The sequence below is a fragment of the Mycobacterium sp. IDUB_17 genome (assembly GCF_055419465.1).
Genome location: NZ_JBVAXS010000005.1, coordinates 363,005 through 376,265 on the forward strand (window position 1 = coordinate 363,005; position 13,261 = coordinate 376,265).

The window sequence follows — 13,261 nt, forward strand, 5'->3', positions numbered from 1 at the left end:
GCGAATTGGGAGACCTGCTGGGCGTCAACGATCCTGCGACCGCAGGGGCAGAACCGAAGCCCACCACGGCGCCTCAGATCAGCCCGCAGCAGGTCGAACAGTTCAAGACCCAGGCTCGGAACCTCTTGCGGCAGCAGGGCGTACCACCTGATCAGATCGAGTCGCGGGTCAACGCCATTCTACAGGCGCATGGATACGAGATTGCGAGCCACGGTCGGTCGCTCAAACCCCCGAAGGCTGGAGGTTAATTGTGAGAGCACTTCTTGAATTTGTCGTCCGCTATCTGCAGGTGCTTTATTTGAACCCTGCGTATCGGTTCACGGATTCAAGTTCTCGCGGTATCGCCGACATCGATGCGTCGATCACTCTATCGGGTGAATCGTTGCGCTGGGATATCACGAACGATCGTGGGCTGATTGAGATTACTGTCACCCCGCTCCGGTACGCGAACGAGGACAATCACTTCTGGCTTTCGCTGCTGCGTCAATACCTTGAGGGCGGGGATGACAGCACTCAAGGCTCAGCCGTCGAGTTGGCGGCATGGCTCACGGGGAACTTGGCTCCTATAGAGCAGCTGTTCGCCGACCCGGCGAACGCCCCGCGCGTCTGCGAAGAGCTGGTTCAATTGAGGCTCGCGAATGCGCGTAAGAACTGGGGATGGCCGAAGCAAAACACGCAACATAGCGACTCTTGACCAGCCACGCCATCGACGACCGTGGACCCAGGATTCCTCGGCTTTCTCTGGGCGACCCGAGAATTCGGTGTTGATGACGTTGACGCCGAGGTCGACGGTGATCTGGATGACGCGTTTCCAGTTGCGCACCGCGGCTTCCCGTGCGTCCTCGTCCGGTCCGGACCAACGCAATACCGGCAGCACCGAGGCGATCCCGACGCCGGCGTCGGCACAGGCCTTGCGGAACCTGGACACCAGATCATCGTCGGCGCGAGGATGGTTGAAGAACGGGATGAAGTCCCGGTGCGGGGTGAGCTGCAGATACTCGTAGCCGAGTTCGGCTACCAGGCGCGGAAATTCGAGCAGACCATGGTCGTGGTGGAACGGCGTCGGATCCAGCGCGATCTTCACGCTCACGCTCCCGGGATCGACTCGCGGGACACCATCTTCACCTCCACCGGCAGGCCGGTCTGCAGTGCCTCGACACCCGCCGCACACACTGCGGCCGCGGCGTAGCCGTCCCACGCGGTGGGGCCATCGGTGAAATCCCCGGTCGTGGTGCCGCGCTGAACTGCGTCGACCCACCGCTGGAACTCGATGTCGTAGGCCCGGCCGAAGCGCTCCCGGAAACCTGGGGCGATGGTGCCTCCCCAGGTGCCTGGTGCACCTTTGCGGATCAGCCCGACATCGAGTCCGATGAAGGCCGAACCCTTTTCGCCGACCAGTTCGGTGCGCACCTCATAGGCCACCCCGGTGGTGACGAACAATTCAACGTCGACGTGCTTGCCGGACACGGTGCGCATGATGGCGATCTGTGGGTCCTGGATGCCCTCGGGGGCACCGGGATTGACCGCCGGCTTCACGATCTGGATCGAGGCGATCTCCTCGCCGAACAGGAATCGGGTCACATCGACCTCATGGACCAGGGAATCCTTGACGATCATGGAGCTGTCGAAGCTCGGCGGGACGGCCGGGTTGCGGTGCACGCAGTGCAGCACCAGCGCGCGGCCGAACTCACCGGCATCCAGCAGGGCCTTCAGCTGCATGTACTCCTCGTCGAAGCGGCGCATGAAACCGACCTGGATGAGCCGCTTTCCGAGCTCGGCCTCGCGTTTGACCACCTCAAGGGACGACTCGACATCGGTGGTCAGCGGCTTCTCGCACAGCACCGGCTTACCGTGCTCCAGACAGGCCAACAGTTGCTTGTCGTGGGTCGGCCCAGGCGTGGCGAGTACGACGGCATCGACCTCCGGGTCGGCGATGGCGTCGAGCGGATCGGTAACGGCCCGGCAGCCCGGGATGCCTGCGGCGATCGCCTCGGCCTTCTCGGTGAGGAAATCGTTCACCACGACGACGCGGGCGCCGGAGATCCGGCTTGTCAGGCGTGCGACGTGGTCGGCGCCCATGATGCCGACGCCGAGGACGGCGACGCGAAGGTCGTCCGTCGCTGTTGAATTGGGCATGCTGCTCCTAGCTGAAACGAACGGACGGGACACCGCAGGACCCCAGGTACTTCTGGGTGCGCTGGGCGATGGGCAGGGGAGCATCGACCTCGCAGGGGTACATATCCTGCTCGACGATCGCGAACACATCGATGCCGAGCTTCTCGATCGCAGCGAGAAGCGGTGGCATATCCGGGATTCCGCGCGGAGGTTCTGTCATCGCGCCGAGCTTGACTGCCTCGCCGAACGGCAGGTCCTCGGCCTCGACCTTGGCCCGCACCTCCGGGTCGACCTGCTTGAGGTGCAGGTAGCCGATGCGGTCCGGCGCGCGCTCGATGATGGCGATGTTGTCCCCACCGCAGTAGGAGATATGCCCGGTATCCAGGCAGAGGTTGACGAACTCACCGTCGGTGCCGTCCAGGAATCGGTAGACGTTCTCCTCGGTGTCGACGTGGCTGTCGGCGTGGGGATGGTACTGGGCACGCACCCCGTACTTCTCGAACATCGCCTTGCCCAGCTCATTCATGCTCTGAGTCTTCTTGCGCCACTGCTCGGGTGTGAGAGTGCGGTCCTCCAGCACCGCCCCGGTGGCGGGGTCGCGCCACATCTCCGGGATGACGACAACGTGCTTACCGCCCACGGCCGCAGTGAGTTTCGCGACATCCTCGACCTGCTTCCAGACTGAGTTCCATGAGTCGTCCCCAGGAGCCTCGGACTGGTGCAGATGCTCGAACACGGTCCCGGCGGACAGTTTCAGGTTTCGGGACCCGAGTTCGTCCAGCAGCTGTTCGGGGTCGGTCGGCAGGTAGCCGTAGGGGCCCAGTTCGATCCATTGGTAACCCGATGCGGCCACTTCGTCGAGGAACCGGGTGTACGGAGTCTGCCGCGGGTCATCCGGGAACCAGACGCCCCAGGAGTCGGGCGCGGAACCAACGAGAATGGTGCTCATGGATCTCTTTCAGCGGTCGGACGGATTGATCAGGGGGCGTTGGACTTTCTTCCAGTCCGCGTATCTCTCGTAGGCGCTCTGGGTGGACTCCAGCGTGGAGACCTCCGATACCGGAACATCCCACCAGGACTGACTGTCCGGGGCGAACACCAGCGGGTCAGTTTCCACATGGATGACGGTGGTGTTCTCGGCAGCTTTGGCGACCTTGACCGCGTCGGTGAATTCTGCGGCATTGCTGACCTTGATGACGTCGGCGCCCAGGCTGGCCGCGTTGGCGGCCAGATCCACCGGTAGCTTCGCACCATCGAGGCGGCCATCGGCGCTGCGGTACCGGTAAGCGGTGCCGAACCGCTGCGAGCCGACTGACTCCGAAAGCCCGCCGATGGAGGCGAATCCGTGATTCTGCACCAGCACCGGGATCACCTTGATGCCCTCCTGGACGGCGGTGACCAGTTCGGTTGCCATCATCAAGTAGGAGCCGTCGCCCACCATGATGAACACGTCACGGTCCGGGTCGGCCATCTTCACGCCGATACCGCCGGCGATCTCGTATCCCATGCAGGAGTATCCGTATTCGACGTGGTAGCCCTTGCGGTCCCGGGTGCGCCACAGCTTGTGCAGGTCGCCGGGCATCGACCCGGCTGCGCAGACCACCACATCACGCGGCTCGGACCGGGTATTGACCAGGCCGATCACCTGGTTCTGGTTCAGCGCGGCGCAATCGTCCGATATGGCGTACACCGCCGACACCGTGTCGTCCCACTCCTTGGCGAGTTCGGCTGTTCGGGAGCGGTATTCGTCGCTGACGGCGTAGTCGACCAACGCGGCGCTCAGTGCCTCGAGTGCCTCACGCGCGTCGGCGACCACGCTGACGCCACCCTGCTTCACCGAATCCAGTGACGCCACGTTGATGTTGACGAACCGGACGTCGGGGTTGTTGAACGCGGTCCGTGAGGCGCTGGTGAAATCGCTGTACCGGGTACCGATCCCGATGACGACGTCGGCCTCCGACGCCAGCGCGTTCGCGGCCGTGGTGCCGGTGGAACCGATCGCCCCGACCGCCTGCGGATGGTCGAACCGCAGCGAACCTTTGCCGGCCTGGCTCTCGGCGACCGGGATACCGGTACCAGACGCCAATGCGGCCAAAGCTCCTTCGGCACCGGAGTAGTGCACCCCGCCCCCCGCGATGATCAGTGGCTTGCGGGCCGACGCGATGATCTCGGCCGCGCGCGCGATCACCGACCGTTCGGGCAACGGCCGGGCCACATGCCAGGTGCGCTCGGCGAACAGCGATTCCGGCCAGTCGTGGGCCTCGGCCTGGACGTCCTGCGGGATCGCGACTGTCGCCGCACCGGTCTCAACCGGGTCGGTGAGCACCCGCATGGCCCCCAGCAGTGCCGCGGGCAGTTGTTCGGGCCGCCAGACCCGATCGAAGTAGCGGGACAGCGGCTTGAACGCGTCGTTGACGGTGACGTCGCCGGAGGACGGCAGTTCCAGCTCCTGCAATACGGGTGAACTGACCCGGGTGGCGAACGTGTCGGCGGGCAGCAGCAGCACCGGCAGCCGGTTGATGGTGGCCAGCGCGGCGCCCGTGAGCATGTTGGTGGCGCCGGGGCCGACGCTGGTGGTGACCGCCCACGCTTGCAGCCGATCCTTCTGCCGTGCGTAGGCCACCGCGCTGTGCACCATGGCCTGTTCGTTGCGGCCCAGGACGTATTTGAGCCCGGGTTCCCTGTGCCCTTCTGGGGCGTTCGAAGCCTCAACCTCGTCCTGCAGCAAGGCCTGACCCAGACCCGCCACGTTGCCGTGGCCGAAGATGCCGAAGCAGCCGGCGAAGAACTTGTGGCGCTCGCCGTCACGCTCGACGTACTGGTTGGCCAGGAACCGAATGGTGGCCTGTGCCACCGTGAGTCGCACAGTGGACTCGGTGTCGACGAGCTTCTCGGTCGACTTCGGTGCGGTGGAAACCATCGGTCAGGCTCCTCGGCTCTGGTGCAGGGGCAGTCGCGGATCGACGGCCTGGTGTTCCCAGCTGTCGCGCAGCCAGGTGTGGTTCGGGTCGTCGCAGATCAGCCAGGCTCGGTTCGGCCCTGAGCCCGCCATCACGTTGAGGTAGTACATGTGGTGTCCCGGAGCGGCGATGGATGGGCCGTGGTAGCCGTGCGGCACCAGCACCGCATCACCGCTGCGCACCTCCTCGAGCACCTCGATCGGACGCTGTGGGGTGCCGTAGACCCGGTGGTAGCCGAATCCCGGTGTCCCAGCGGGGCTGTCATCGATCTCGAAGTAGTAGATCTCCTCCAGCTGGGTCTCCACCTCGGTGTTCTCGTCATGCTTGTGCGCGGGGTAGCTCGACCAGTTGCCGCCCGGGGTGATGACCTCGCAGGCGATCAGCGAGTCGGCCTCGAAGGCCGTCGCGGTGCCGAAGTTGTGCACCTGCCGGCTGCAGTTGCCGGCCCCGCGCAGTTCGACGGCGACATCGGCGGCGGCGACGCGGCGGTTGGGAAAGCTCCGGTTTGCGCGTGCGCCGCAGATTGCGATACGGCCGTGGCCCGTCAGCGTGTATTCCTGGTTGATTCCGAGGTAGACCATGTCGGCCGGACCGTCGAACACCGATGCGCGCGGCGACAATTCGAAGGTCTCGTCGCCGGCTTCGACAGTCCCGCCGCCGGCCAGCGGCAGGATCATCACCTCCGTCTCGCCGGTCTGCCGGGTCACAGAGCCGGACGTACCGAGCTCGACCACCTGCAGCGACGACTCCGCCCAGCCTGCGGATTCCGGGGTGATGTCAACGGTGTAGGGCGCCTTGGCACTGTGCGCGGGGATGTACCACTTGCTGTTCACTGTCACCTCACCAACTTCACGGCGGTCGCGACGGCCGAGGCCACATCGTCATCGCCGGGGTACAACAGAGTGCGGCCCACGATCAGGCCCCGCACCGATGGCAATGCCAGCGCCTTCGCCCACGACGCGAACGCCTCGTCGGGATCGGTCGGATCACCGCCGAGCAGCAACGTCGGCATCGTGGTGGACTCCATCACCCGGTCCATCTCAGCGACGACGGGCAGCTTCATCCAGGTGTAGGCCGACGTCGAGCCCAGTCCCTGGCTGATGTGCACAGACTTGATCACGGCATCGGGGGACAGGTCGTTGCGGACCTTGCCGTCGACGCGGGTGGACAGGAACGGCTCCAGCATGGCGATCAGCCCGTTGGCGGCGAGTTCATCGACGGCCCGCGCGCACGCGGCGAGGGTGGACACCGTACCCGGATCGCCAAGATCGATGCGGCACAGCATCTTCCCGCCGTTCATCCGCGCGGCCGCGGTCGAAGCCGCGGTGGCGCCGGTCATCCGGTCGTCGAGCTCGAACGACGAGCCGGCCAGCCCGCCCCGGTTGAACGACGAGAACACCACCTTGTCGTCCAGTGCGCCGAGCAGGACAAGGTCGTCGAGGATGTCGGCGGTCGCCAGCACCCCGTCCACCCCTGGATCGGCGAGTGCCGTGCGCAGCCGGTCCAGCAGATCGATGCGATTGTTCATCGCGGTCGGCCGTGATCCGACGGCCAGCGCGCCGCGGGCGGGATGGTCGGCGGCGACGATCATCAGCTTGCCGTCTCCGCGCACCGTCGGACGGGTGGTCCGGTTGCGCCAGGCCGTCGCGACCGCTGCGGGTTCGCCGGCCCGCAGTTCGGTGATCTCCGCATAGGTTTTGCACATCGCGGAGTTCGAGCCAAGTGCGCTAGACATTTGCAGCCTCCACAGCGGTCTGTTCGGCGAGATCGGAGACCTCGGCGGCGGTCGGCATGGCGGTCGAGCATTCGAGACGGCCTGCGACGATGGCTCCCGCCGCATTGGCGTAGCGCAGGGTCTTCTCCAACGGCCAGTCGTGCAGCAGGCCGTGAATCAGGCTGCCGCCGAAGGCATCTCCGGCACCGAGCCCGTTGACCACGTCAACCTCGTTGGGCGGAACGGTGACCGAGCTGTGCTTGGTCTTGCCCAGCACGCCGCGTGGACCCTGTTTGACGATCGCCAACTCGACTCCGAGCTCGAGCAGGGCGTCGGCGGCCTTGTGCGGGTTGGACTCGCCGACGGCGATCTCGCATTCCTCACGGTTGCCCACGGCGACGGTGACATGCTGCAGGGCGCGTTGCACCTGTTCGGTGGCCGCTGCCGGGGTTTCCCAGAACATCGGCCGGTAGTCGAGATCGAGAACCGTCAAAGGGGCTCCCGAGCGGGCCCCCCACGCAGCAAAATGCGCACTGCGGCTGGGCTCCTCGGACAGGCCCGTCACCGTCGACCAGTACAGGCGCGCGGCGCGGATGGCGTCCAGGTCCAGTTCGGCAGGACTGATCTGCAGATCCGGCGCTGACGGCTTGCGGTAGAAGTACAGCGGGAAATCGTCGGGTGGGAATATCTCGCAGAATGTCACGGGAGTCGGATACTCGCCGTGGGTGCGGACAAAGCGGTTGTCGACACCGAGCCGGGCGAGCTCGTCGCGGACGAACCGGCCGAAGGGGTCGTCGCCGGCCCCGGAGATCAGCGCGGTGCGATTGCCCAGGCGCGCCGCGGCGACGGCCACGTTGGCGGCGCTGCCGCCGAGGAATTTTCCGAACGATTCCACCTGGTCAAGCCCCACCCCGACCTGCAGCGGGTACACGTCGACGCCGCTACGTCCGATAGCGATGACGTCGAATGGCTGGCTGGCGTTATCGGTCACGACTGACTCCCGAGTGCGATGTGCGTATGTGCGTTCCGGCGACGACGAGCGCGCCTGGTGTCGGTGTCGACTGTGCTCCCCGTCACCATGTGCTGTCAAGACTTTGTTCGGACATTCTTACTTTCAGTCATAAGCAGGTATTCTGAACAATCACTCCCGGCGAACTGCGCGCGGAGGACACGAGGATTGGAGTGCGCGTGACCCCGACGTTGTCCGTGGAGCTCGATCGTTCGAGTCCGGTTCCGCTGTATTTCCAGGTGGCGCAGGTCTTCGAAAAGGCAATCCTGGACGGGCAACTCAAGCCGGGGGACCGTTTCGAGAACGAGTTGGCGCTGGCGAGCCGGCTCAGTCTGTCTCGGCCGACAACGCGCCGTGCGATTCAGGAACTGGTCGACAAGGGGCTGCTGGTCCGCAAACGCGGTGTGGGCACTCAGGTGGTGCAGACCCCGGTCCATCGCCCCGTCAAGCTCACCAGTCTGTTCGACGATCTTGCACGGGCCGGTCAGGAGCCGGGCACCAGAGTTCTGGAGTACGCGCTGGGTCCGGCGTCCGGCGAGATTGCCGAACGGCTCAACCTGGAAGCGGGCAGTGAGGTGGTGATGATGCGCCGGCTGCGTACGTCCGGCGGTCAGCCGTTGGCGTTGATGACGAACTATCTTCCTGCGGCGATCGCACCGGATCGCGATGACCTCGAGCGTATCGGCCTGTATCAGTCGTTGCGCGCCCGCGGGGTGCACATTCGGTTGGCCCAGCAGCGCATCGGCGCCAGGGCTGCCGAGCGAGATGAGGCCAAACTGCTCGACGAGAAGCCGAAGGCCCCGCTGCTGGTGATGGAGCGGACGGCGTTCGACGATTCCGGACGCGTAGTCGAGTACGGGAGCCATGCCTACCGCGCGTCGCGGTATTACTTCGATACCACCCTCGTGGATCGTTAGCGCTCCCAAAAGTATTTTCTCCCTGCAGGTTTCGGTGGCTTGCCGTGGCACTTGTCCCGTCGTATGGGTGTCGCCGCGATGCTGCCGGACGTTTGATATGCAGTCCTAATGTCCGAACAAAGTCTTGACATTCGGATGTGAGCGGTATTACATCGACTGCGAGGCCGTGTCGCTTGTCACCAGACGTACAAGCACCGCGGTGACGTCGATGGCAAGGAGAAGCAATGAGGTTCAGTCGGCTCGCGGCGGTAGCTGCGGCGGGTGTGCTGGTAATGGGCGCCGGCGCGTGCTCCAGCACCGGCGGAAAGCCGCAGAGCAATGGTGGCGGAATGGGCGCCGGAACCGTCGACACCCCGCGGGCCACCATCGCGATGATCACCCACGAGGTGCCGGGTGACTCCTTCTGGGATCTGGTGCGCAAGGGCGCCGAGACCGCTGCCAAGAAAGACAACATCGAACTGCGGTACTCCTCGGACCCGGAGGCGCCCAATCAGGCCAACCTGGTACAGACCGCCGTGGACAGCGGCGTGCAGGGCATCGCGGTAACGCTGGCCAAGCCGGACGCCATGAAGGCCGCCATCGAAAATGCCACGGGCAAGGGCATTCCCACGGTCGCGTTCAACGCCGGTCTCGATTCCTGGCAGAAGGTCGGTGTCAAGGAGTACTTCGGTCAGGACGGATACATCGCGGGACAGGAGGCCGGCCGGCGGCTCACCGAGGAAGGCGCCAAGAAGGTTCTGTGCGTCATCCAGGAACAAGGCCACGTCGACCTCGAGGCCCGCTGCGCCGGCGTCAAGAACACCTTCCCCGCGACCGAGACGCTCAACGTCAACGGCAAGGACATGCCGTCGGTCGAGTCGACCATCACCGCCAAGCTGCAGCAGGACCGGTCGATCGACTACGTGGTGACGCTCGGTGCGCCGTTCGCGCCGACCGCCGTGCAGTCCGTACGCAATTCCGGTAGCTCTGCCAAGGTGGGCACGTTCGACACGAACGCCGCACTCGTCGACGCGATCAAGAACGGCGACGTCCAATGGGCCGTCGATCAGCAACCGTTCCTGCAGGGTTACCTCGCCGTCGACTCACTGTGGCTCTACCTCAACAACGGCAACGTCATCGGCGGCAATCAGCCGACGCTGACCGGTCCGTCGTTCATCGACAAGACGAACATCGATGCGATCGCCGAGTACGCGAAGAACGGAACGCGCTAGACATGAGTACCCAGGCAGACCTCAATCTCGAAACGCACAAAGTCGTCCGGGACGAGCGGGTCAAGGAACAGAACAAGCTGCAGCGCTTACTGATCCGCCCCGAGATGGGTGCGGCGATCGGTGCGATCGGCATCTTCGTGCTGTTCCTGATCGTGGCTCCGCCGTTCCGGACGCCGGAGGCCCTGGCCACGGTGCTCTATGCCAGTTCGACGATCGGCATCATGGCTGTCGGGGTGGGCGTGCTGATGATCGGCGGTGAGTTCGATCTGTCGTCGGGTGTCGCAGTCACCACCGCTTCTTTGGCGGCATCGATGTTGTCGTACAACCTGCATCTGAATCTGTGGACGGGCGCGGTCCTGGCGCTGGTGATGGCCCTGGCGATCGGCTTCTTCAACGGCTACATGGTGATGAAGACCAAGATCCCGTCGTTCCTGATCACGCTGAGCACCTTCTTCATGCTCGCCGGCATCAACCTGGCGGTGACCAAGCTGCTGTCCGGCCAGGTCGCGACCCCGAGCGTGTCGGATATGGAGGGATTCGATTCCGGCCGAGCCGTATTCGCCTCGTCGTTCAGCATTTTCGGGGTGTCGGTTCGCGTCACCGTGTTGTGGTGGATCCTGTTCGTCCTCATCGCCACCTACGTGCTGTTCAAGACCAAGATCGGCAACTGGATCTTCGCCGTCGGAGGCAACCAGGACAGCGCCCGTGCGGTCGGTGTGCCGGTCACGAAGGTGAAGATCGGCCTCTTCATGGTGGTGAGCTTCTGCGCCTGGTTCGTCGGCATGCACCTGTTGTTCGCGTTCAACACCGTGCAGTCCGGTCAGGGCATCGGCAACGAGTTCTTCTACATCATCGCCGCGGTCGTCGGCGGCTGCCTGCTCACCGGCGGCTACGGCACCGCGGTCGGCACGCTGATCGGTGCCTTCATCTTCGGCATGACCAACCAGGGCATCGTCTATGCCGGGTGGAACCCCGACTGGTTCAAGTTCTTCCTCGGCGGGATGCTGCTGTTCGCGGTGATCGCCAACAACGTCGTCCGTAACTACGCAGCGAAAAGGTAAGTAGATGAGCACAACTGCTGAAGCCCCGATCGCGGAGACACCGTCGGGCGGCGCGGTGCCGCTGGTCGAACTCAAACACGTCGGCAAGAGCTACGGAAACATCATCGCGCTCAAGGACATCAACCTTCGGGTGGGTGCCGGCGAGGTGACCGGCGTGCTGGGTGACAACGGTGCAGGCAAGTCCACCTTGATCAAGATCATCGCCGGCCTGCACAAGCCCACCGAGGGTGAGTTGCTGATTGACGGCACGCCGACGGTGTTCAACTCACCCAAGGATTCGCTCAAGGCCGGAATCGCGACCGTGTACCAGGACCTCGCGGTGGTCTCGCTGATGCCGGTGTGGCGCAACTTCTTTCTCGGCAACGAGTTGCGCAAGAAGGGCATCCTGCCGTCGCTGGACATTTCCGCGATGCGCGCGACCACCATTTCCGAGCTGAACAAGATGGGTATCGACCTGCCCGATGTCGACGCGCCGATCGGCTCGCTGTCGGGTGGTCAGCGCCAGTGTGTGGCGATCGCGCGGGCGATCTTCTTCGGCGCCCGCGTGCTGATCCTCGATGAGCCGACGGCGGCGCTCGGCGTCAAGCAGTCCGGCATGGTGCTGCGCTACATCACGGCCGCCAAGGAACAGGGGTTCGGGGTCATCTTCATCACCCACAACCCGCACCACGCGCACATGGTCGGTGACCATTTCGTGCTGCTGAACCGCGGGCGGCAGAAGTTGGACTGCACCTACGACGAGATCACGCTGGAACATCTCACCCAGGAGATGGCCGGCGGTAACGAGCTGGAGGCGCTCAGCCACGAACTCCGCCGCTGATCAGTGCAGCAGTGCCCCGTCGGCTGTCCGGCCGGCGGGGCACTGCGCTATCTACGGGTCAGTGCGAACACCCGCATGTCCCGGTTGGTGCGCGTCCGGTAGGCCCGGTACATCGGGTAGGCCAGAAACCGCTGCAGAGCGGCGTCGCGCTCGACGCCGGAGAGCACGGCCGCGACGACCGGGATGTCCTGGCCTGCCATCGATATCGAAGCCTGCGGTTCGGCGACGAGATTGGTCGACCACGAGGGATGGTGCTGCTGGCCGAAGTTGCTGCCCATCACCAGTAGGCGGTCACCTTCGTGCACATAGCTGAGCACGGAGGTGCGCGGCAGGCCTGATCTTCGGCCCTTCGCTGTCAACAGCAGTTCGGGCATCGACAGCGGACCGAACAACGAGAAGCGGCCCTTGGTGCGGTCGACCACCCGCCTGTCGAGTGGCACCATCGCGCGGATCACCTTGGAGCCGAATGAGGATGCGGCGAACGCGAACACCGGCTTGAACAACGATGAGACGTCGTCACGCCCCCAGTTGCCGTGTGGAAAGGATGCCTCGGACATGCCGCAATTGTGCGCACGGCGCACCCGGGAATGCGGCGCATCGCCAAAACCGACACGCGCGCTCGCGGTGCTGGTGAGCTGGTGAGGGGGCGTCAGGAAAATGCGGCGCGGAAGGCCTCCAGCGCGGCCACACTGTCGCCGGCGGCGTACGCCTCCATACCGATCGGTCCGGTGTAGCCGCTGTCCCGCAATGCCTTTGCCACCGCCGGATAGTGGATCTCGCCGGTGCCGGGCTCGCAGCGGCCGGGAACATCGGCGACCTGGATCTCACCGATCGCCGATCCGGCTCGGCGCACCAGCTCGACCAGGTTCCCTTCACCGATCTGGGCGTGGTAGAGGTCGAGCATCATCTTCACGTTGGGATGCCCCACTGCCTCGATCAGTGCCAGGGTGTCCTTGGCGCGGGCCAGCGGCACCCCGGGATGGTCGACGATGGTGTTGAGGTTCTCCAGGCAGAACGTGACGCCGGCCTCGGCGCCGAGTTCGCCCAGAGCCTCCAGACCCCGCATCGCCGAGAACCACATCTCGCCGGTGGCCCGGTACTGCGGGCGGGCTGCCTGGCCGTCGACCAGCTCGCCGGGATGCACGACCAGCCGCGGAACACCAAGGATCTCAGCCGCTTTGATGGCCTCCTGTGCGGTACGCACCACCTCGCGGGCACCGTCGGGAGCGTAGAGGTCGCCATGCAGGTATCCGGTCATCGACGAGAACCGGGCTCCGGTGGCGGCCAGTGCACCGAGGTCCTTATCGTGAAAACTCCAGATCTCCACCGAGAAGCCCAGATCGGAGATGCATCGGGCCCGCTCGATGATGTCGAGGTCCGTGAACACCATCTCGGCACACACTGCCAGTTCGAAGGTCATGACCGCACCGCATCCGCGAGCGAGACCGGTGCAC

General features: G+C 64.9%; 12 protein-coding genes and 1 pseudogene. 4 read left to right on the top strand and 9 right to left on the bottom strand.

Annotated elements, in window-relative coordinates; genetic code table 11:
• Positions 1-724 precede the first annotated feature (724 nt).
• From ACZYZ7_RS22625 to iolC, 7 genes and pseudogenes are all read right to left on the bottom strand, one after another.
• Positions 725-1,084: pseudogene (locus ACZYZ7_RS22625) on the bottom strand (sugar phosphate isomerase/epimerase family protein); the annotation flags it as partial.
• A 2-nt stretch (positions 1,085-1,086) separates the two neighbouring features.
• Positions 1,087-2,136, bottom strand: coding sequence for a Gfo/Idh/MocA family protein (locus ACZYZ7_RS22630; RefSeq protein WP_463741866.1), 1,050 nt, complete (start codon positions 2,134-2,136; stop codon positions 1,087-1,089).
• A 7-nt stretch (positions 2,137-2,143) separates the two neighbouring features.
• On the bottom strand, positions 2,144-3,064 hold the full coding sequence (locus ACZYZ7_RS22635) for a sugar phosphate isomerase/epimerase family protein (protein WP_463741867.1): 921 nt from the start codon (positions 3,062-3,064) through the stop codon (positions 2,144-2,146).
• A gap of 9 nt (positions 3,065-3,073) precedes the next feature.
• A complete protein-coding gene (gene iolD / locus ACZYZ7_RS22640) occupies positions 3,074-5,035 on the bottom strand; it encodes a 3D-(3,5/4)-trihydroxycyclohexane-1,2-dione acylhydrolase (decyclizing) (RefSeq protein WP_463741868.1) in 1,962 nt (653 codons plus the stop codon).
• 3 nt (positions 5,036-5,038) lie between these two features.
• On the bottom strand, positions 5,039-5,908 hold the full coding sequence (iolB, locus tag ACZYZ7_RS22645) for a 5-deoxy-glucuronate isomerase (RefSeq protein ID WP_135460155.1): 870 nt from the start codon (positions 5,906-5,908) through the stop codon (positions 5,039-5,041).
• Between the two features lie 2 nt (positions 5,909-5,910).
• Entirely contained in the window at positions 5,911-6,810 is a 900-nt protein-coding gene (locus ACZYZ7_RS22650) for a Cgl0159 family (beta/alpha)8-fold protein (RefSeq protein ID WP_463741869.1), read from the bottom strand.
• Positions 6,803-7,780: a 5-dehydro-2-deoxygluconokinase gene (gene iolC, locus ACZYZ7_RS22655; RefSeq protein WP_463741870.1), complete on the bottom strand. Its 978-nt coding sequence runs from the start codon at positions 7,778-7,780 to the stop codon at positions 6,803-6,805. Before iolC ends, ACZYZ7_RS22650 begins: the two co-directional genes overlap by 8 nt.
• 197 nt (positions 7,781-7,977) lie before the next feature.
• On the opposite strand from iolC, the gene ACZYZ7_RS22660 reads away from it, so the two are divergent.
• From ACZYZ7_RS22660 to ACZYZ7_RS22675, 4 genes are all read left to right on the top strand, one after another.
• Positions 7,978-8,715, top strand: coding sequence for a GntR family transcriptional regulator (locus ACZYZ7_RS22660; RefSeq protein ID WP_135456372.1), 738 nt, complete (start codon positions 7,978-7,980; stop codon positions 8,713-8,715).
• A gap of 224 nt (positions 8,716-8,939) precedes the next feature.
• Positions 8,940-9,926 (top strand): substrate-binding domain-containing protein, encoded by a 987-nt coding sequence (locus tag ACZYZ7_RS22665; RefSeq protein WP_135456369.1) that lies wholly within the window; start codon positions 8,940-8,942, stop codon positions 9,924-9,926.
• A gap of 2 nt (positions 9,927-9,928) precedes the next feature.
• Positions 9,929-10,987, top strand: a complete 1,059-nt coding sequence (locus tag ACZYZ7_RS22670) for an ABC transporter permease (RefSeq protein ID WP_450072093.1) — start codon at positions 9,929-9,931, stop codon at positions 10,985-10,987.
• A gap of 4 nt (positions 10,988-10,991) precedes the next feature.
• Entirely contained in the window at positions 10,992-11,807 is an 816-nt protein-coding gene (locus tag ACZYZ7_RS22675) for an ATP-binding cassette domain-containing protein (protein ID WP_135456365.1), read from the top strand.
• A 47-nt stretch (positions 11,808-11,854) separates the two neighbouring features.
• Here the strand turns inward: ACZYZ7_RS22675 and ACZYZ7_RS22680 are convergent, their stop codons facing one another.
• Positions 11,855-12,364, bottom strand: a complete 510-nt coding sequence (locus tag ACZYZ7_RS22680) for a nitroreductase family deazaflavin-dependent oxidoreductase (protein ID WP_450072094.1) — start codon at positions 12,362-12,364, stop codon at positions 11,855-11,857.
• Between the two features lie 92 nt (positions 12,365-12,456).
• Complete coding sequence (locus tag ACZYZ7_RS22685) at positions 12,457-13,227, bottom strand: TIM barrel protein (protein WP_135456361.1); 771 nt, start codon at positions 13,225-13,227, stop codon at positions 12,457-12,459.
• Positions 13,228-13,261 lie beyond the last annotated feature (34 nt).

Excerpts from the sequence above, each read along its gene's own strand:
- ACZYZ7_RS22630 (WP_463741866.1), bottom strand. The coding sequence starts at position 2,136 with ATGCCCAATTCAACAGCGACGGACGACCTTCGCGTCGCCGTCCTCGGC.
- ACZYZ7_RS22635 (WP_463741867.1), bottom strand. The coding sequence starts at position 3,064 with ATGAGCACCATTCTCGTTGGTTCCGCGCCCGACTCCTGGGGCGTCTGG.
- iolD (WP_463741868.1), bottom strand. The coding sequence starts at position 5,035 with ATGGTTTCCACCGCACCGAAGTCGACCGAGAAGCTCGTCGACACCGAG.
- ACZYZ7_RS22650 (WP_463741869.1), bottom strand. The coding sequence starts at position 6,810 with ATGTCTAGCGCACTTGGCTCGAACTCCGCGATGTGCAAAACCTATGCG.
- ACZYZ7_RS22665 (WP_135456369.1), top strand. The coding sequence starts at position 8,940 with ATGAGGTTCAGTCGGCTCGCGGCGGTAGCTGCGGCGGGTGTGCTGGTA.
- ACZYZ7_RS22670 (WP_450072093.1), top strand. The coding sequence starts at position 9,929 with ATGAGTACCCAGGCAGACCTCAATCTCGAAACGCACAAAGTCGTCCGG.
- ACZYZ7_RS22675 (WP_135456365.1), top strand. The coding sequence starts at position 10,992 with ATGAGCACAACTGCTGAAGCCCCGATCGCGGAGACACCGTCGGGCGGC.
- ACZYZ7_RS22680 (WP_450072094.1), bottom strand. The coding sequence starts at position 12,364 with ATGTCCGAGGCATCCTTTCCACACGGCAACTGGGGGCGTGACGACGTC.
- ACZYZ7_RS22685 (WP_135456361.1), bottom strand. The coding sequence starts at position 13,227 with ATGACCTTCGAACTGGCAGTGTGTGCCGAGATGGTGTTCACGGACCTC.